This is a genomic window from Verrucomicrobia bacterium S94, assembly GCA_004299845.1.
In the GTDB taxonomy this organism is placed as follows: Bacteria; Verrucomicrobiota; Kiritimatiellia; order Kiritimatiellales; family Pontiellaceae; genus Pontiella.
The window spans coordinates 1,497,202-1,516,425 of sequence record CP036201.1 but is presented as its reverse complement, the minus strand read 5'-3'; the positions used below and the strand labels follow the sequence as shown (position 1 = coordinate 1,516,425).

At 50.7% G+C, this 19,224-nt stretch carries 14 protein-coding genes; 9 read left to right on the top strand and 5 right to left on the bottom strand.

The window, feature by feature from the left end:
- Positions 1–6: 6 nt before the first annotated feature.
- A complete protein-coding gene (locus EGM51_06250) occupies positions 7–1,494 on the top strand; it encodes an alpha-L-fucosidase (GenBank protein ID QBG47013.1) in 1,488 nt (495 codons plus the stop codon).
- Here EGM51_06250 and EGM51_06245 read toward each other — a convergent pair.
- A complete protein-coding gene (locus EGM51_06245; GenBank protein QBG47012.1) occupies positions 1,373–1,732 on the bottom strand; it encodes an AraC family transcriptional regulator in 360 nt (119 codons plus the stop codon). The genes EGM51_06250 and EGM51_06245 overlap by 122 nt on opposite strands.
- Before the next feature lie 88 nt (positions 1,733–1,820).
- Here EGM51_06245 and EGM51_06240 point away from each other — a divergent pair, with 88 nt between their 5' ends.
- Together EGM51_06240 and EGM51_06235 are read left to right on the top strand one after the other, a co-directional pair.
- Positions 1,821–2,009 (top strand): hypothetical protein, encoded by a 189-nt coding sequence (locus EGM51_06240; GenBank protein ID QBG47011.1) that lies wholly within the window; start codon positions 1,821–1,823, stop codon positions 2,007–2,009.
- Between the two features lie 916 nt (positions 2,010–2,925).
- Entirely contained in the window at positions 2,926–3,696 is a 771-nt protein-coding gene (locus EGM51_06235) for a PEP-CTERM sorting domain-containing protein (GenBank protein ID QBG47010.1), read from the top strand.
- A 636-nt stretch (positions 3,697–4,332) separates the two neighbouring features.
- On the opposite strand, the gene uxuA is transcribed toward EGM51_06235, so the two are convergent.
- Both uxuA and EGM51_06225 read right to left on the bottom strand, forming a co-directional pair.
- Positions 4,333–5,502 (bottom strand): mannonate dehydratase, encoded by a 1,170-nt coding sequence (uxuA, locus tag EGM51_06230; GenBank protein QBG49259.1) that lies wholly within the window; start codon positions 5,500–5,502, stop codon positions 4,333–4,335.
- A 17-nt stretch (positions 5,503–5,519) separates the two neighbouring features.
- Entirely contained in the window at positions 5,520–7,607 is a 2,088-nt protein-coding gene (locus tag EGM51_06225) for a hypothetical protein (GenBank protein ID QBG47009.1), read from the bottom strand.
- Between the two features lie 373 nt (positions 7,608–7,980).
- Here EGM51_06225 and EGM51_06220 point away from each other — a divergent pair, with 373 nt between their 5' ends.
- The 3 genes from EGM51_06220 to EGM51_06210 all read left to right on the top strand — a co-directional run bounded on the left by EGM51_06220 (position 7,981) and on the right by EGM51_06210 (position 12,928).
- On the top strand, positions 7,981–8,895 hold the full coding sequence (locus EGM51_06220; GenBank protein ID QBG47008.1) for a helix-turn-helix domain-containing protein: 915 nt from the start codon (positions 7,981–7,983) through the stop codon (positions 8,893–8,895).
- Positions 8,896–9,032: 137 nt separating this feature from the next.
- Entirely contained in the window at positions 9,033–10,598 is a 1,566-nt protein-coding gene (locus EGM51_06215; GenBank protein QBG47007.1) for an alpha-galactosidase, read from the top strand.
- 8 nt (positions 10,599–10,606) lie between these two features.
- Positions 10,607–12,928, top strand: coding sequence for a glycoside hydrolase family 2 protein (locus tag EGM51_06210; GenBank protein ID QBG47006.1), 2,322 nt, complete (start codon positions 10,607–10,609; stop codon positions 12,926–12,928).
- A 63-nt stretch (positions 12,929–12,991) separates the two neighbouring features.
- Here the strand turns inward: EGM51_06210 and EGM51_06205 are convergent, their stop codons facing one another.
- Positions 12,992–13,921, bottom strand: coding sequence for an AraC family transcriptional regulator (locus EGM51_06205; protein QBG47005.1), 930 nt, complete (start codon positions 13,919–13,921; stop codon positions 12,992–12,994).
- A 101-nt stretch (positions 13,922–14,022) separates the two neighbouring features.
- Here EGM51_06205 and EGM51_06200 point away from each other — a divergent pair, with 101 nt between their 5' ends.
- The 3 genes from EGM51_06200 (at position 14,023) to EGM51_06190 (ending at position 18,160) form a co-directional block, all read left to right on the top strand.
- The gene (locus EGM51_06200; protein QBG47004.1) at positions 14,023–15,633 is read left to right on the top strand and encodes a sodium:solute symporter; all 1,611 of its coding nucleotides are present in this window, start codon (positions 14,023–14,025) and stop codon (positions 15,631–15,633) included.
- Between the two features lie 192 nt (positions 15,634–15,825).
- The gene (locus EGM51_06195; GenBank protein ID QBG47003.1) at positions 15,826–17,067 is read left to right on the top strand and encodes a methyltransferase; all 1,242 of its coding nucleotides are present in this window, start codon (positions 15,826–15,828) and stop codon (positions 17,065–17,067) included.
- Positions 17,068–17,194: 127 nt separating this feature from the next.
- The gene (locus EGM51_06190; GenBank protein ID QBG47002.1) at positions 17,195–18,160 is read left to right on the top strand and encodes a sterol desaturase family protein; all 966 of its coding nucleotides are present in this window, start codon (positions 17,195–17,197) and stop codon (positions 18,158–18,160) included.
- Between the two features lie 123 nt (positions 18,161–18,283).
- Here the strand turns inward: EGM51_06190 and EGM51_06185 are convergent, their stop codons facing one another.
- Positions 18,284–19,201: a hypothetical protein gene (locus EGM51_06185; GenBank protein ID QBG47001.1), complete on the bottom strand. Its 918-nt coding sequence runs from the start codon at positions 19,199–19,201 to the stop codon at positions 18,284–18,286.
- Positions 19,202–19,224: the final 23 nt, after the last annotated feature.

Sequence of the window (19,224 nt, the reverse complement as noted above, 5' to 3'; positions counted from 1 at the left end):
GATTATATGGTGAAGAAGTTTGCAGTTGTTTTTTTCGGGCTGGCCGTACTTTCCGCTTCGGCGGGGAAGTATGGGCCGTCCTGGGAGTCGCTGGCGAAACATGAGGCGGCCCCGGAGTGGTTTCAGGATGCTAAACTGGGAATCTATTTCCATTGGGGACCGTACAGTGTTCCGGCCTTTGGAAGTGCCTGGTACCCCGGCGAAATGTATCGCGTTGGAAGCTGGGTGAATAAGCATCATACGAAAACCTACGGTCCGATTGATGAATTCGGCTATGAAGATTTTATTCCGATGTTTACTGCGGAACACTTTGACCCGGCTGAATGGGCGGATCTGTTCAAAGCTGCAGGTGCCCGGTTTGCCGGGCCGGTTGCTGAACATCATGACGGCTTTGCCATGTGGGCGAGTAAGGTGAATCCCTGGAATGCCGGTGACATGGGACCGAAGCGGGATGTTCTGGGAGAGCTCTTTACGGAGTTGAGAAAACGCGATATGAAAACAATTGCCACGTTTCATCATGCGCGTAACGGCCAGCGAAACCGCGATAACCTGAAAGACCGGGAAAGGGGCTTTAACAGTCATTATCCGTATGATCCGGATCTGCCGACGGCAACAACGGATCCGAAACTGCGGATGCTTTTCGGTAATTTTGAAACCATTGAAGAATTCAATCAGTACTGGATCGATCAGCTGGTTGAAGTGATCGATGGCTATTCGCCGGATATCATCTGGTTTGATTCCTGGATGAATATGATTCCGGAAAAATATCGTATGGAATATGCCGCGTACTACTTCAACCATGCCGAAAAAACCGGGCAGGAAGTGGTGACCTGTCATAAACACAATGACATGCCGATGAGTTTCAGTGTACTTGATTTTGAGCAGGGAGGGCGGCGTGAAATCCATCCTATGCCGTGGATGACTGATATCACGCTGGGTGAGAGCCGCTGGTCCTATGTTGAAGGGCATAAATATAAGGATGCTGCGCTGGTCGTACGCAATATGATCGATGTCTGGAGCAAGAACGGGATTGTGCTCCTGAATGTTTCGCCAAGGGCGGATGGTGTCATTAATGAGCAGCAGCGGGCTGTTTTAAAGAAAATCGGCGAATGGCTTGCCGTCTATGGCGAAGCGGTTTACGGGACCCGTCCGTTTGATACATACGGTACCGGTACGGCTAAAAGCAAAGACAGTTCGCACGACGGTCAGTCCGCGAAAGTGCAGTATACTGCTGAGGATATCCGTTTTACGGTCTCGAAAGATGATAAAACCATGTACATCTTTTTCCTGGGACGGCCGGAACCCGGGGCGGAGGTGAAAATCAAGGCGCTTGGACGGCACCGCTATGCTCCGCATTCTGCGATCAGGCGGGTTACTTTGATGGGTACGGATACCGAGGTGAAATGGGATGATGACACCTATTATCTGAAGTTTTTTCTGCCGGAGGTGGAAATGGATGAAATCGCCACGGTGCTCCGGCTTGAACTGGAATAGTCCTATATGATGCGCGCGTTTTTCCGGTATTCCCGGGGGGCATACCGGTGATCTGTTTGAAGGAAAGACTCAGGTAATTGTAGCTGGAGTACCCGCAGGCTTCGGCGATTTCCTGCATGCTCATATCGGTTTCACTGAGCAGTTTCCGCGCTTTATTGATGCGCAGTCGCCGGATTTCTTCTGCCGGAGTGCGACCGAATACTTTTTTGAATTTATGTTCCAGTGAGCTGCGGGCCATGGGGACCGCTTTAAGAACATCTCCGATGGTGTGATAGGTTCATAGGCATGCTCTTTCATAAAGGCAATTACCTGGCGCAACCGTTTGCTTGATCCGCTTCCCCAAGCCATCCATCAAGCGAACGAACGTATTCATCGCCGAACGCCGCGTCTTCAACGTCGGTAAAATTCTCAGCCTCCACGAACCCGACATCCATGTGCTCGTGCGCGGCAGGACCGGTGCTGAGGTCGAGTTCGGGAACGGGCTCTACGCCGAGCAGGCCGACGGCTGGACTTGATGCAAGAGCAGCCCGTCGCCGACAGCAAATTCGTAAAGCCCGGCCTCAAGTGCATCACCGCGAATTACGCCACCCCCGGAAGCTACACCGGCGACCGCGGATTCGATGTCGCGGTCAACGACCTCGCCCTCGAATAACTCTCCCTCATCAACGGGACCTGCCCGCGCTCCGTGCCTGCGTGACAGGAAAAACTCCGGGACGAAGGTCTTTGCCTGCTGCAGAAACGCCGGGGCGTCACCGAAGGGCGCATTGGCATCTTCAAGAACGCCTACCTCGACCGCCCTTCGGAGCAAAGGCTTTACGAATCGCAAGACGCGGATCGAGTGGTGTATTCTCGGTCACAACCTATGGAAGCTCGCCACGATGGTCGCCCAAAAACGCGCCGAGCTCGAAGCTTAACTGGCCGAAGCGGCATAATTCATCCAAAACCTGCGCTCCTCAAAGACGGAGGTGTGTCCAAATCCGATACTAACCAAGCGAAATCAAGGCACTTCGCGTTCGCCACCGCAGCATTATGCACACCGGTAGTTGCTCTTTTAAAGATAGAGGCTGGATCGCTTTGAAAACCCGATTAAACGGGACACACTCTATATAATCTCGAAACTGTAATACCGGATCCCGGTATAACTTACTCTGTTGAATGGACAATGAATCTGGTTACAGGTCCCTGGAGCGACAGTTTTAATCTTGAAACGAATATACCTGGTCAATAGCGAGGCCCGGCACCGCGTCCGGGGAGCAGATAAGTCAGAACTTTTTTCAGGTTAAATCTGTCGCAACCCTGATGGGGTCCGGGAAGCGTAATAAACGCATGTTTAATACGCGGATACATATATTCAAATTCGCATGGTAAAGATTAAAAAGAAAATAGAACTGAAGAATCTCTGATAATGAACATTAAAAAAGAAAGGTTAAAATGAAGCAAAATACATTAATTGTAATAGCACTTGCTGTTGCGGGAGTGGTTCAGGCGAACCTGTTGAATAACACGTTTACGGATCATAATGAGAATAACCATACTTTTTCTCTGACCGACATCGGTTGGGGAGCCAAAGAATACTGGCAGCAAAGTGCGTTCGGTGGCCTGGAAAGCAAAGTTCCGGTCTGGGATACTGATGGAGCGAACGATTTCGGTGTTATGCAGGTCATTTCGGTCGGAGCCAACACGGGATCGGATTTAGTGTTGAGCTTTGACTGGACGCCGGCTGCAACGGCCCTTTCCAATGCCTCCCTGGCCGTTGACTATCAGCTGGTCGGATGGACGGTGGAACAGACCCCTGATCCCAGTGATATTATGTTCTCGGGTATTAATTTTTACAATGATGTGGTTGCTGGAAATAATATTGCCGGAGGAACTTCAACTGCATATGATTTTCTCGATGGAGATATTCCCTGGGTTCATGCGAATGGAACTGCATATCCTTCTATCAGACAGGCAACATCGACAGCAGGAACAACACTGTCGGTAAGTACAACGAACAGTGTTGCCATTGGTGGATTAACCGACCTGAGTGATTATGACTATATCGGAGTTCGCTTCACCATTAATTCCGTAGGTGATGCGGGCAATGTCGGAGCAACGATTGAGAATATTTCTCTTGTTGCGATTCCTGAACCGGCAACGATGGGTATGATTGCCTTTTTCGGTGGTGCTGTACTGTTTGTCCGACGTCGTTTCATGATGTAATTTTTTCAGCAACTGAAACAGTGAGGTGTTCGTAAGGACACCTTTTCGACAGTTGATTAACCCCGTCATTTTGGCGGGGTTTTCCGGAAATGGTTCAGGACCGCATCTGTCCGTCGTCCCGCTTTACTCTCGGACTCCTTGATCCGATGATCCCTGCTCCTTGTCCATTTTTAAAGGTCTTTCGCTGAATCTGTGGGTAAAAACAAATGATTAACGCACCGGGCAACTTATCTGTAATGTGTGGTTTACCACAACAACACAACACAGAGGGAGTATGCCCGGTGCGAATCCAAACCCTACTCAACAAAGTCCACCCGCTCAAATCATTCGATAAAGCATATGGTGCTGGAACCGTTGTTATATGCCTAAGATGCCGCGATGCTTGCGGAAACAGATGCATTTGTTCATGATTTTCTTGAAATGCTTAAGCGCAGGCTGGTGCAGAAAAAGCCGCTCCTTAAAAGTGGCGGAGTCTTGCCTTACAAACCTCGTATAAACAGTTATTAAGGCATCATCGGCTAAAAGCGGATCATTTTGCACTGCCGGAAAAGCTTTCCATTGTGGAGTTTTATGGTTGGGAGTCTGACAAGAAGTAATAAAAGTCACCGACCGTCTGTGAATCAGGAAAATACGCTGCTATTCAGCAGATTGTAATCCGGTCTGCAGGCCGCGGAGTTCCGCAAGACCGCGCAGGCGGCCGATGCAGGTATAGCCGGGGGTTTTGAGCGGCGGTTTCTGAAGATCGTCGAGCATGGTGCGGCCGTGATCGGGGCGGAAGGTAAGCTGCCAATCTGTACGTCCTGCGTCTTTACGTTTTTTCATTTCACGAAGTGCGGCTTTTAAAACGGCCGGCATATCGACCGATCCCTCCAGGTGATTGGCTTCATAGAAGGAACCGTCCGGATTGCGTTGGGTGCTTCGGAAATGAAAGGCATTAATCCGGTGCCCCAGCCGTTCAACCATGCCGGGCAGGTCGTTGTCTTCGCGGGGACTCAACGATCCGGTGCAGAAGCAGATCCCGTTGGCCGGGCTGTCAACGAGGCGGATAATCGCCTTTAAATCGGATTCGGTGGAGACGATACGCGGCAGACCGAGTACGGGGAAGGGCGGGTCATCGGCATGGATGGCCATTCTGACGCCGGCTTCTTCGCAGACCGGAATGATTTCCTCAAGAAACAGCTTCAGGTTTTCCAAAAGTTGGAAATGGTCAATATCGTTATATGTCGCCAGCATGGCCCGGATGTTATCCAGCGTGAAGCTGAAATCCATGCCGGGAAAAACATCAATAATGGTTTTTTCAAAATTCCTGCGCTCTTCGGTGGACATCGACTTAAAAAGTGCTGCGGCTTTTTTCCGGACCGGAGCGGCAAAATCATGTTCCGCTCCGGGGCGTTGAAGCAGATGAATGTCGAAGACCGCAAATCTGACGGGATCAAACAACAGGGTCTGTGTTCCGTCCGGCAGCGTATGGGCCATGTCGGTGCGGATCCAGTCGAGCACCGGCATAAAGTTGTAAATGACCGTATCAATGCCTTCCGCACCCAGATTACGTATGGTCTGTTTATAATTTTCGATATGCTGTTCAAAATCGCCGGTGCGGGTTTTGATTGCTTCCGAGACCGGCACGGATTCGACCGCCAGCCATTTCAACGCTTCTGCCTCAATTTCTGCTTTTCGCCTGGCGATTTCTTTCCGGCTCCACAATTCGCCATAGTCCAGATGATGCAGTGATGACATAACACCCTCACAGCCGCATTGCCGGATGTCGCGCAGCGAAATCGGATCGTTCGGCCCAAACCAGCGCATGGATTCTTTAAGTAAAATCATTTTGAATATCGGTGTTTATAAGATTCGTTTCTCTGTTTATACCGTTCGCGGAAATCCTGCATACGGTAGTTGGAATAATGCACGTTGGTATAGCTGTCGTAACGGCGGATCCAGGTGTCTTTGTACCAGTCCTGAAAAGGAGGGCGTTCCGCCTGATCGACCTCGTCTTCGAGCAGCTGAAGCTGTTCTTCGGCCTGATTGATTAGCGCAAAAATCCGATCCTGCGGCCATGACCAGGTTGACTGCCAGACATATTCCGCGGCTTTGGTCGGGCGGTAATCGATCAGTAGCGGGAAAATGACATGCTCATAGAAAAAACGAGCTTCCTGAGCGTTCATTTTCGACTGAGCTTCGCGCGCTGATGCCAGTGTTTTTTCATATACCGAGGCCCGCGTTTTCATACGGTTATATTCCGCCTGTTTTTCCGGGTCGTTCCAACGGCCTGCATGATGGTCGCCCGCCAGCCGGGAATAAACATCGTGCAGTGCCCGTTCCAGCGAACGGGCTCCCTGCCAGATCTGATCATGGGCATGATAGATCCTGAAATAATCCATGTAGGCGGAATAAGCGCCGTCGGCACCATTGCCGAAATATTCCCGGCTCCACCACCGGGAGAAGCGGTCGGCGGCGTCTTCTCTACTGAAGGCGGTTTCCGCATCCCAGCAGATTCCGGCTATGAACCGCGTATTCATAGTGTGTTCGCGCATTTCGGATACATTGCAGAGCATGTATTCCGTTGCTCCGGCCTTGACGATATTACGGAATTGTTCCTCAATCCGCATCGGAGTGATGGTGTGTGCCGTCTGTTTCGTGGTGTGTCCATAATAGGCAAGATGGTAATAGATGCCGTGTTTCCATTTTCCGAGTTCCTCCGGTTCCGGTAATGCGCGCATAATACCATCACCGTCGTCGTTCCAGACCAGAATGACGTCTTCCGGCAGATTGAGTGTCCCCGCCTGAAAAGCTTTCAGCATTTCCGCATAAAGCGTGAAATGAAAGACGGGATTCTTCGTTTCCGAAAGAATCGCTTTGGTCATTTCCACCTGTTCGGTCATGGCCTTGGTGAATACACGGTTTTTTTCCTCCTGAGTCGTGCCTTCCGGGAATTCATAATGTCCGTCGTGTGTGCCCCGCAGACCGACCGGCCAGATGCAGTCCAGATCCTTATTCTCCTCCACTCCGGCTTTCCAGTATTTCGTGATACCCTCGCGATTTTCAGCCCAGTCATACCGGCCGTCGACACCACGTTTTTCCGCCAGACCTTCCCGGCTGTATCCCCACGGGTTGGAGAGCAGAATATCGTAATGATGCGAGGTATAGAACAGGCCCCAGTCACTGGCCATTTGCTGCACCTCCATTGTCCGCTTGGCGCGGGTATACGGTGCAACCTGATTCATACGCAGCCGCAGTGCGGTTTCAAAATAACGCTTATACCAGGCCGGATCAATGGTGCCGCCCGCCTGAGGCAGTCCGCGCTCATCCAGTTCCTGCGGCAGCGTGTCTTCATCATCATGGAACAGTCCGCGATATTTAAAGGTCGGTTCCCCGGCGGTATAATCGATCGGCTTCACCCGCAGTATCTCATGTTTTTCCGGGGTGTATCCGGTCCAGCAATACAGCGGATCAATGCCGATGCGTTCCGAAAATGTATATACGGCAAACGCTGTTCCGCGCGGATTGGAACCGACCAGCCAGACTCCGTTTTCAACGGTCTGAATCTTATGCGCCTCCCATTTTCCGCTCAGCGACCGGAAGTCGGCCGGCACGCGGTCGCTGCCCGCCGTGGCCAGCCGGATAAACGGTTTATTGTTCCGTACCTTCGGAACAATATCCGGTTTCTGTCCGGTAATCTTTTCGATGTCGGAGGCCAGAAATTTTGCCGCCTGCTTCACACAGGAGTGGGCATCCGGCGATACGACAATATCGGCAACACGGTCTTTGCCGACCAGCGTAAGACCGGTGTCGGCGATCCACGACCCGCGAACCGGGGCATTCCACTCCTGAGCCCATGAGGTCAGCGTGAGAATCAGCAGAAACAGTAGAGTACAGCGTTTTGTCATTCTTATACTTCCTTTATCAAACATGGGACCGGATTCTTCCGGGGTTCCGTTGTATTTCAACACGCATGGAACGGACGGACCACAGTCGTAAGATATCCGCTATTCTATATCCATATATCACCAAGCATCCGAAGGTTTGACATAAAGACGGGTATTTTGTGAAATGCATATATGAAATTAAAAAATGCATATGTGCGCAGAAGGATATAGTGTCTTCGATGGGCAATAAAAATGTACTGGTACTCATCGGCGGTCTGAATATTGCATCCCACCACGGGATTGCACGGGCGGCGCGGGATTTCGGATGGTATCTTGATCTGGGCTATATCGAGGGATCCAGAATGCCGGATCGGTTCCGGGGGACGGTATTCTCTGTGCATTGACGGATGAACCGAAAATGGAGCAGCTCGTAAAAGAGTCGCGGGTGCCGGTGGTCGATATTTCGATGAACCGGACGGATTTAAAACTGCCTCGTGTCGTTGCGGATAACCGGGGGATCGGGCAGACCGCGGCAGAGCATCTGCTGAAATACGGGCATCGTAATTTTGCCTGGTTTTCGTTTGAACGGGATGCCGTCAGTCTGGCGCGACTTGAAGGATTTCAGGAAAAGCTGAATGAACCGGTGATCCGGCTCGATGGCGTGTTTGCCCGGAACCGGGTGCGGATGGCGGAAAAACTCAAGGAGCTTCCCCGGCCCTGTGCGGTTTTTGCGCGGAGGGATTCCGATGCGGCCTGGCTGTTGAGCCTGTGTATTGAGGAGGGGTATGATGTGCCCGGCGAGATAGCCGTGCTGGGTGTGGATAATAATCCGCTGATCTGCGAATATCTCCAGATTCCGCTTTCCAGTGTAAACCACAACCTTGAATTGCTGGGCTATGAAGCCGCCCAGCTGCTGAATCAGCTCATGGACGGAAAACATCCGCCGAAAACCACACGGATGATTCCGCCACAGGGAGTGACAACGCGTGCAAGCACGGACAGTTTCGCCGTGATTGATGAGCAGATCCGTGATGCCTTGATTTATATGAAGAGCAACCTTTCCCGTTCCATCGGAACCGAGCAGATTGCAGATTACGTCGGACTGACACGTCGTGTGCTGGAGATCCGGTTCAGAACGCTTGTGCGGCAGACCGTGCATGAAAAGATGGTTGAGTTTAAGCTTTCTGCTGCGGAACATCTGCTGCGAACGTCCGGAGATACGGTTGAGGATATCTCCGCACAATGCGGCTTCTGCCATGCCCAGCATCTCAGCCGTTTATTCAAAGCCCGCTATGGTCTTCCCCCGTTGAAATATCGTAAATCGATGATGTGATGTGCTGATTGCAAGAATTCGTATATTATTTACAAAATCGCCGATAGTTCCGGATACCGAATCATCGTAGCTTCTCCCATCATGAAAAGCTGATTTAATGGAGAGTAGCTTATGAAGGTTTTCTGGAAAGCAATACTGTGTGTTTTTGTTGCAAATGCTGCGCTGAATGGAATGGCCGGGGGATTTATGCTCCGGAGTTCGGCGAAGGCCGGTATATTCTGACCCCGGAGGAACGACCGGAACCGATGATTCACGGGCCGGCGGTGTTCGGGGTGCGTCCGGGGTCTCCTTTTCGTTATACGATTCCGGCCACCGGAAAAGAACCGTTAACCTATTCAGTGAAAAATCTGCCCGAAGGGCTGACGGTGGATCCCCGTTCCGGCATCATTTCCGGAAAAATCAAATCGCTGGAAAAACGTGATTATACGGGGACGCTTCAGGCGGAAAATAAGAGGGGCCAGGATGAAAAAAAACTGCTCATTAAAGTCGGTGATGAAATCTGTCTTACGCCGCCGTTGGGCTGGAACAGCTGGAACTGCTGGGGACATCAGGTCGATCAGGAAAAGGTACTCGCTTCTGCCCGTGCTATGGCGGAAAAGGGCCTGAAAGATTATGGCTGGACATACATTAATATCGATGATGCCTGGCAGGGGAAACGCGGCGGAAAATTCAATGCGATACAGGGGCATCCGGAAAAGTTTCCTGATATGAAATCGCTGTGTGATGAAGTGCATGCACTGGGATTGAAAATCGGCATTTATTCCTCGCCGTGGGTTACCACCTATGCCGGTTTTGTCGGGGGATCAAGTGAGAATGAGGACGGCTTCTGGAGTGCCGGAAAATATGCAGCATCCAAAGCGGTTAAAAAAGCGAATCAGGTGGTAGAGAAATATAAATTTGATGAAAATGATGCAAAACAGTGGGCGGCATGGGGCATCGACTATCTGAAATACGACTGGAATCCGAACGATCCGGAAAGCACGCTGCGTATGGCCCGCGCATTGAAAAACAGTGGCCGGGATATTGTCTATTCGCTGTCCAATACGGCGCCGCTCGAACATGCGGCGCTTTACGCGAAGGAAGTAAACTGCTGGCGCACAGCGGGCGATCTGAAAGACCGCTGGGATCAGGATGGAGCACATCTGAATATTATTGATCAGTGGGAGCTGCATCGTCATTGGATTGAAGAGGGCGAGCGCGGCGGGCCGGGTCATTTTCCGGATCCGGATATGTTGGTGGTCGGTCATGTGGTGGAAGGAAATAAGGGGCAGAAACCGCGTCCATCGCGTCTAACCCCGGATGAGCAGTATGCCCATATTTCGCTGTGGACACTCTGGAGCGCACCGATGCTGATCGGCTGTCCGATTGAAATGATGGATGATTTTACAAAGAACCTGCTCTGCAACCATGAGGTACTGGCCATTCATCAGGATGAAAAAGCGATTCCTGCGGTATCCGTGGTGGTGAAGGATGACTATGAAATTCTTGTGAAGGACCTGGCTGACGGGGAAAAGGCCATCGGATTGGTGAATAAAGACGATAAGGTGCGGACCCTTTCCATTGACTGGAAAACGGCAGGCATCCGCGGGCGTAAAACATTACGCGATGTTTGGCGACAGCGGGATATCGGAACCTATACGGGAAGTTTTTCGGCAAAGGTTCCAGCGCATGGTGTTGTTCTTGTTCGTACATTCAATCCGTAGGATAAACGATGAAACATTTGTTTTTACTGTTGGTTGGTTTGGTCTGTGCAATGAATCTCCAGGCCGGAAGAATCAGTTTTTCCAAAGACTGGAGATTTTCACTCAGCGATCCGGCCGGAGCGGAGCAGGCCGGTTTTGATGATTCGGGGTGGCGGAGGCTGGATGTGCCGCATGACTGGAGTGTGGAGTTTGCGTTCAGTCGGGATAACCCCGGACGCAACGCCTGGCTGCCGGGCGGGATTGCCTGGTATCGGAAGTCGTTCGAGGTGCCAGCGGAAGATGCAGGAAAGATTTTCGAAATCCAGTTCGACGGGGTCTATCGTCATGCCCGTGTGTTTGTGAACGGGGAGTTTGCCGGGCAGCAGTTCGACGGATATACCAGTTTTTATTTTGATATCACCGGACTCATCAGGCCTGGACAGAAAAATGTGATTGCGGTTCGGGTGGATAATCACGATGTGCCGAACTGTCGCTGGTATTCCGGTTCGGGAATCTATCGGCAGGTCTGGTTTACGAAAAAAGATCCGGTGCATGTGAAGAACTGGGGTACGTATATCACGACCCCGGAAATTACAGACTGGGCGGCGGAAATCCATTTCAGGACCGAGCTGGAGAATAAGGGGAATCCGGCAGAGTTCGAACTTGAAACCGTCGTGTTCGATCCGGCGGGCCGGGAAGTGGCGCGTTCGGCGTCCTCCGGAAAAATCGCGGAGGCATTTGATGTGGAGCAGACACTCACTGTCGAAAATCCGCAGCGTTGGTCGGTGGATTCACCAGTGCTTTATTCTGCAGAAAGCCGGGTGAAGGTCGGTGAAAAAACAGTCGATGTGTATCGCAGCACATTCGGAATTCGGTCGATCCGGTTCGATGGGAAAAAGGGCTTTTTCCTGAACGGGGAAAATATGAAATTGAAGGGAGTCTGTCTGCATCACGATATGGGAACAGTTGGTGCGGCCGTGCCGGTGGAAATGTGGGAGCGGCGTCTGCAGAATCTGAAAGAACTGGGCTGCAATGCCATCCGTACGGCACATAATCCAATGGCGCCGGAATTTATGGATCTGTGTGATCGCATGGGTTTTCTCGTGATGGATGAGTTTGTCGATAAATGGGAACATCAGATTCGTCCGAATGCCGACCCGCTGAATGATCCGAAATTTGCCGAACCGAATTTCCGCAAAGAATGGAAGAAGAATTTCAGGCAGACCATCCGGCGCGACCGCAATCATCCGTCCGTCATCATCTGGAGTGTGGGGAATGAAAACTATCCGGCCGGCAGTGAAAAACAGAATGAGGGGCTGGCGGAATACTGCAACTTTGTGCGGTCCATCGATCCGACCCGCCCGGTTGTTTCCGGCATGGAGCGGGGACTGGATAAAGATCCTTCAGAGAAGGTGGATGATATTCTTGAATCGACGCAGTACATGGATCTGATCGGCATGAATTACGGCGAACAATGGGTGAAACGAATCGGGCACCGCAATCCCGGTAAAGCGTTTGTGAGTACGGAAAGCTATGTTTACTACAGCAGTACGGAGTTCAAACGATGGGATCTGGTGGAGCGTGCTCCGTGGCTGGATGTGCTGGACAATGAATTTAATGCAGGTCTGTTTCTCTGGAGCGGTACACGTTATCTGGGAGAAGTCAGTAAAAACAAAGACTGGCCACGCATCAATGGCGGCAGCAGTGCATTGCTGGATATGGCCAGTTTCAAAACCGTTAACGGTTATTTTTATGAAGCGCTCTGGTCGGAAAAACCGGTGGTCAGTGTGGCGGTTTATGATGAGATGAAGCCGATTGAATCTTTCCGGTGCTGGGGTTCTCCGGAACGCCGAATGATGTGGAATTTCAAAACCGGGGAAACGCTCAATCTGGTGACCTTTACAAACTGTGAGTTTGTTGAGCTCTATCTGAACGGCCGTAAAATCGGGAAACAGAAACTCAGCGATTTCTCCAACCGGATCATGAACTGGTACGATATTGAATTCGAACCGGGCGAACTGAAAGCGGTGGGAATCAGCGATGGAAAACCGGTCTGCGAATTCGTGCTGCAAACCGCCGGTGATCCGGCGCGTATTGAAGCGGTGGCCGATGCAGAAACCGTGCGGCCTGGCGGTGTTGTGCATGTTGAGGTTCAGTTAACGGACATCGAGGGCATTCCGGTTAAACATGAAGATCGGCTGCTGGTTTATTCGATTGCCGGCGGCGAAATCCTGGGGCTGGATTTCGGAACCATGGGGCAGAGGATCCTTTTACCGAAAAGAGAAGGCGGCGGACGGATCAGGGTCGGTGTCTCGCGATTGTCAAAGCCGGGAATGCCGATGAAGTTCTGATCCGCATAGAGTCGGAGAATCTTGCACCGGCGGAACTGCTTATTCCGGTTGAAGCGCCTTCTGTTAAGTGAAAATGCGCTGCCGCCTGCGTTCGTCATCAATGCTGCGCAGTTCGGGATGTTTCCAGTTCGCCTGCAGGATCTGTTCAAGTTCCGGGAGACTTTTCCGGTATTCGGAAGGGGTCATACGTGCAGCCTTTTTAAAGGATTCAGTAAAATACTGGCTGGTGCTGTATCCGCATTCGAATCCGATGTCGGTTATTGACCACTCCGTTTCGCGCAAAAGGCGGCAGGCCTGCTCAAACCGCAGGCGGCTCAGATACTGCAGGGGCGCATAGCCGGTCAGCTTGCGGGTAACATTCGTGAAATAGGTGCGCTTCACGCCGCAGGCCGCAGCCATTTCATCCAATCTCCAGGGATGTTCGAGTTTATGATGAAGCGACTTCAGAAAGGTTTCGATGGTTTCGGAAGTCGGGGAGGTGCCGGCCGCGGTTTCGAGATCGTTGGTGATGATGAAGGCCAGTTCCAACAGTAAAGTGCGGAGCATGGAGATGGCAATGGACTGATCCGCTTCTGCACCCGTCTCCAGCCGCCGGATCATTTCGGGAAAGTTATGCTGCGCCAGTTTTGAGGCGGGCCAGGCATGACGTCGGGCATGGACCAGGGCCGTGCTGATAAACTTCTGTTCGGCTGCAGTGAAGCCGAATCGTTCGGCCATCGTGATTTTTTTCCGGGGTAGGAAGCCTGATCCGGGCAGATCGAACAGAATAAAGTAGATCCGATTTTTCGGTTCCCGGATCTGCATGCTGCCGTGTGTCTGCCAGGGCAGGGTGAAAAACAGAGTGCCGGGTTTCAGGGCTTCAGGCACGCCCTCGACGGCCCAGTCAAGGCGGCCCTGTTCCACAAGTACGAGTTCCATACCGGGATTCTTGTGCGGATACATCATTTTGTTCTCAATGTGCCCGTAACTGATGATCTCCTTAAAATTGCTCATGTCGGAAATTTACCACTGGAAAGATGTGGAAGCAAGCAGTCGAAGCTTACGATATATCTATTTCACTGTGCGTGGTATGCAGGTTTGATGCGGGGAGATTTATGCAGATACAGATTGCAGGTGCAGACCTGGTTATATTACTGGCTTATCTTGGAGGTATTGTTGCGCTGGGCTGTTGGGCCGGACTCTGGAGGAAAAAGGATGGTACTTCCGGCGAGGGTACGAGTTATTTTCTGGCGGGCGGATCGTTGAAATGGCCGGTGATAGGTCTGGCGTTATTTTCCACCAATATCTCCACGGTCCATCTTGTGAGCCTTGCCGAGGAGGGGTATAAGAACGGTTTGGCCTACGGTAACTTTGAGTGGATGGCACCATTTACGCTGATCGTTCTGTCCCTCTTTTTTGCTCCGTTTTATATCCGGTCAAGAGTTGCTACACTGCCGGATTTTTTGGAGCGTCGGTATAGTAAGGCCAGTCGCAACTGGCTTTCCGGATTATCGATTATTTCCGCTGTTTTTATCCATATCGGTTTCAGCCTCTATGCCGGGGCTGTGGTACTTGAGGGGTTGTTTGGTATTCCTCTGATGACCAGTATTATCAGTATTGCGGTTCTAACCGGGATTTATACGATGGTTGGAGGGCTGATGGCAGTGGTTTTGACCGAATCCGTTCAGACCATTGTTCTTCTGATCGGTGCAATTGTTCTGACAGGGGTGGCTTTGGTCAAAGTGGGAGGATGGGGCGGGCTGACCGAAACCGTTGATCCTCATCTGTTCAGCGTGCTTCGCCCGAAGGGTGATCCTTCCGGTCTTCCGTGGTATTCTATTTTGCTGGGTTATCCCATCATTGGAATTTGGTACTGGTGTACTGATCAGACAATTGTGCAGCGTGTTCTTGGTGCCAAAGATGAACAGCACGCCCGCCTGGGTCCGTTGTTTGCCGGATTTCTGAAAATTCTTCCGGTCTTTATTTTTGTTCTTCCCGGTCTTATTGCCAAAGCGCTGATTATGCAGGGTAAACTGCCTGATGTGGAAAGATCGTCTGACATTTACTCTGCAATGATTGCGCATCTACTTCCGGTCGGGTTGAAAGGGCTGATTGCAGCGGCGTTGATGGCGGCACTGATGAGTACGGTTTCCGGAGCATTGAATTCTGCCGCGACTCTTTTTTCATATGATCTTTATAAACAATGGCAGCCCGATGCCACGGAAAAAAGACTGATTACCATCGGTCGTATGGTAACTGTTGCGGGTATGGTTCTGGCTATTGGTGTTGCACCGTTTCTCGGACGTTACCCTACGATTTTTCAGGGTATCAATGCTGCTATAAGTTATATTTCTCCGCCCATTACCTCGGTATTTGTTTTTGGTGTGTTCTGGAAAGGGGCTTCATCGTTTGGATCAATCGCAACGCTTATTACGGGTTCAGCACTTGGATTTGTTGTGTTCGGTCTCGATTTTTTTAAAGAGCAAACCGGATGGAATGTTCCGTTCATGATGTCTGGTTTTTATCTCTTCTGTATCTGCGCAGTCATTATGATCACGGCATCGTTGTTCAAACCCGAAGCATTGACGGAGGAAAAAAGAGGCCTCATATGGAATCATCCCTTGGATGCGATACGTGAACCCGGTCTTCCCGGGATCAGAAACTACAAGTTGCTCGCGGCTGTTCTCTTTATTGTCATGTTGACTCTATATGCCGTTTTTCATTGATCGGGACGCATATGAACAGGGTGTCATTGATGTGAGAGGTGTACAGTTTATGTTTTGCCGGTATGGAGCCCGAATTTCCCGGAATAGATACGCGATCATACATTATAGACGCCGATCTGTTCATTGGTGATGAGAGATTGTGATGAAAAACATCTTTCACTGTAATATTCATTTTAACTTTGGAAAGAAGATATGACTTCAAAAGAACGCGTACTTGCAGCAATCAATCATCAGGCCGTCGATCAGATTCCGGTTGATCTGGGGTCGAACCCAAGTTCCGGCATTTCGGCCATGGGCTACAATAAGCTCAAGAAAGCACTGGGCTTCCATGGTGGTCACACCCGGATTTATGATGTGGTGCAGCAGCTGGCACAGCCAGAAACGGAGGTACTGGATGCACTGGGTTGTGATGTGCTGGATATCGGCCGGACTTTTAATACGGCGGATGATGACTGGTATGACATTACGCTGCCGGACGGAACGCCGGCGCAGTATCCCGAATGGTTCAGGCCGCAGAAACGTGAAGATGGTGCCTGGGAGGTGGAGCGCAACGGAAAAGTGATTGCCCGTATGCCACCGGACGGTGCCTTTTTCGACCAGACCTATTTCCCTTATGAAAAGGATTATCCGGAAAACTACGACGGTCTTGATGACGCTATGGATATGGTGCTCTGGCAGGCGATGGCGCACAGCCCGTGGGATCATGCCGACGATCCGAAGTTCTGGACCACGTTGCGTGAAAATACCCTGCGGTTGCGGGAAGAGAGCGATAAAGCATTAATGATCGTCTGCGGTTGCAATCTGTTTGAGTGGGGCACGTTTCTGAGAAAACTTGATAACTTTCTGGTGGATCTGCTGACAGAGCCCGAGGCGGTAACGGGGCTGCTGGAAGAACTGATGAAGCGTCATCTTCAAACACTGGAAAAGGTGTGTGAGGCGGTGGGCGACTGCTGTGATATTCTGCGTTTCGGCGACGATCTGGGCACAACCGGCGGACTGTTTATGCCGCCGGATACGTATCGTGAACTGTTTAAACCGCATCACACCCGGCTGAATGCCTTTGTGCACGAAAATTCGCAGATGAAAACCTTTCTGCATTCCTGCGGTTCGATTTACCGTATTATGCCTGATCTCATTGAAGCGGGATATGACATCATCAATCCGGTACAGACCAACTGCTTCGAAATGGAGCCGGAGCGCCTGAAAAAAGAATTCGGCGATCAGATCACCTTTTGGGGAGGGGGATGCGATACGGCTTCGGTTCTGAATAAGGCCACGCCCGCCGCCGTTCGGGAACATGTGCTGGAACGATGCGAACTGTTCAGTCCGGGCGGCGGATTTATCTTTAATACCATTCATAATATTCTGCCGGAGGTCCCTGCCGAAAATATCATTGCGGCCTTTGATGCAGTGAGGGAGTTCAACCGGCGGTAGTTTCAGGCCGCAGTATGTCACGGATGAGCGGCGTCGCTGTTCATTCGAATTCTGCTGCGGCTCTTATTTTAAATTGAATTATGAGTAAGGTGATCATCATGAATGCAAAAGAGAAGAAGTCATGTGAATTCGGAGAATACAACAGCAAGGGGAATGGCGTCCGCCGTATCCGGTGAAATATGCTCCTCTTTTTCAAACGCCGCAGAACATCGGTGCAATACTGAAATGGCTTTTTGGATGGCCGGGTTATATCTGGCCGTGGCACCTTCTTTTTTTCGGAGTGACCGCTGCAACATGGTACTGGTTTCAGCCGCCGCTGGAGCAGTGCCGTTCGTTCAGCTGGAACTGGATTCTTTATATGCTGGTGCGGAATGAAATTCTGATCTGGATGGTCTGCGGGGCGTGGCATCTGGTGCTCTATATGCTGAAGCTTCAGGGCACAAAGCAGAAATATGATCCCCGCTGGCAGAACAAAGGGAATAAAAAGTTTCTCTTCAAAAACCAGGTGCTCGACAATATTTTCTGGACGTGCGTGAGTGCGGTACCGTTCTGGACGGCCTATGAAGTGCTGTTTATGTGGGCCTACGCCAATGGTAAAATTCCTTTTCTCGAATGGGCGATGCATCCGGTCTGGTTTGTCGCCTGGTTTTTCCTGATTCCCGTCTGGCGCGAATTTCATTTTTACTGGGTGCACCGTTTTCTGCATTGGAAGCCGATGTTTAAGCGGTACCACTCGCTGCATCATCTCAACGTCAATCCCGGGCCATGGGCCGGTCTGGCGATGCATCCGGTGGAATGTTTCGGATATTTCAGTGTCATCATGATTCACTGGATTGTTCCGTCACATCCATTACATATGCTGTTTAATGCGCAGCTCACGGCGTTGACACCAGCGGGCGGTCATCATGGATTTGAAGGGCCGATTCTCGACGGCAAGGTGCCGACCGGTTCCTACTTCCACTATCTGCATCACCGTTATTATCGTTATAATTTCGGCGAATGTCTGATCCCGTTCGATAAATGGTTCGGCACCTTCCACGACGGTTCATTCGATACCGATCCCTCCCGTCCTTGGCAGGATATAAAAAACTGAACATCCGGGGCTGCCCGCATTCCGGCGATAATGTGCGAATCGTTACGCACATCCGGGGCTGTCCAACCGTTATGTCGGGCACCCTGTGTTCCGCAGAAGATTCATCTGCTCTTTTATGAGCGGCTAATTTACAATCAGGGCAGACTCAGATTTAATACAATCCTGAGGATAGAACGCTTTGGGTTCCGATGTGTCCCATTGATCTCCTTCATCCTGCATCCAGCGCTGAATCTTTTTCAATGAAGTTCCGATGGTATTCGGATTACTGTTCAGGTCGAGACCGAACATCGGAATGTCTAAGCTCTTTAACTCCTCATAGGCGATCGCGGCATTTCTCTGATGTATTTCATTGACGAATGCGCCCTTGCGCGGACCGCATATAGTATTGATATGATATACTTTAAGGATGGCAAATGTCATAGGATGGTGAAACAGCATCATATCATATTTGATCTTTCCATCAGATGTAAGAAGCAGCCATCGTTCACAGTGATTTGCATAGATTGCCAAGTTTATATTCGGATCATAAACCCAGTAAAAATCAGGTTCAGCGGAGTTGCTGTTGAATTCTACGGACAGTTCTATGTTGCCGTCATCCACACCCTCATATTCCATCTCGTTAACCACGGCCTTGAGTTTTTCAAACATCGATAGATCTATTTGATCCGGGTTGAGATAAAGAGACCGGAATTTTTCAAAATCGCCAGTTTCCAAGGCTTCAATGTATTGCTCTCCGATTAACTTGAGCTCCTTCTTTGATAAAACAACAGATTCCTGTTTGGCAGCAAGCTGCGTGGTAGCCGACTTCTTTTCCCATGAAAGAATGTAATTCTGATCCTCTTCGGAGAGCATGTTGACGGGAATGGTGGCTGTTTTTCTGTTTTTCCGCTCAAGCGTCACCTTCTTCCCGGAAGGATCTAATTGAACAATTTTAGCTTCAATGGACCGGCCATTCGCATCGGTAAAAACGCGGTATTGATCTCCCCGGGCAGATAATGAGTGGATGAAGCAGCAGATGAACAGGACATATTTGATTTTCATATTTTTCCTTTATTGAACAATAC

What these genes read in the sequence shown, in the direction of transcription:
- EGM51_06250 (QBG47013.1), top strand. Translation starts at nt 7, where the DNA reads ATGGTGAAGAAGTTTGCAGTTGTTTTTTTCGGGCTGGCCGTACTTTCC.
- EGM51_06245 (QBG47012.1), bottom strand. Translation starts at nt 1,732, where the DNA reads ATGGCCCGCAGCTCACTGGAACATAAATTCAAAAAAGTATTCGGTCGC.
- EGM51_06235 (QBG47010.1), top strand. Translation starts at nt 2,926, where the DNA reads ATGAAGCAAAATACATTAATTGTAATAGCACTTGCTGTTGCGGGAGTG.
- uxuA (QBG49259.1), bottom strand. Translation starts at nt 5,502, where the DNA reads ATGCGCTGGTTTGGGCCGAACGATCCGATTTCGCTGCGCGACATCCGG.
- EGM51_06225 (QBG47009.1), bottom strand. Translation starts at nt 7,607, where the DNA reads ATGTTTGATAAAGGAAGTATAAGAATGACAAAACGCTGTACTCTACTG.
- EGM51_06220 (QBG47008.1), top strand. Translation starts at nt 7,981, where the DNA reads ATGGAGCAGCTCGTAAAAGAGTCGCGGGTGCCGGTGGTCGATATTTCG.
- EGM51_06210 (QBG47006.1), top strand. Translation starts at nt 10,607, where the DNA reads ATGAAACATTTGTTTTTACTGTTGGTTGGTTTGGTCTGTGCAATGAAT.
- EGM51_06205 (QBG47005.1), bottom strand. Translation starts at nt 13,921, where the DNA reads ATGAGCAATTTTAAGGAGATCATCAGTTACGGGCACATTGAGAACAAA.
- EGM51_06200 (QBG47004.1), top strand. Translation starts at nt 14,023, where the DNA reads ATGCAGATACAGATTGCAGGTGCAGACCTGGTTATATTACTGGCTTAT.
- EGM51_06195 (QBG47003.1), top strand. Translation starts at nt 15,826, where the DNA reads ATGACTTCAAAAGAACGCGTACTTGCAGCAATCAATCATCAGGCCGTC.
- EGM51_06185 (QBG47001.1), bottom strand. Translation starts at nt 19,201, where the DNA reads ATGAAAATCAAATATGTCCTGTTCATCTGCTGCTTCATCCACTCATTA.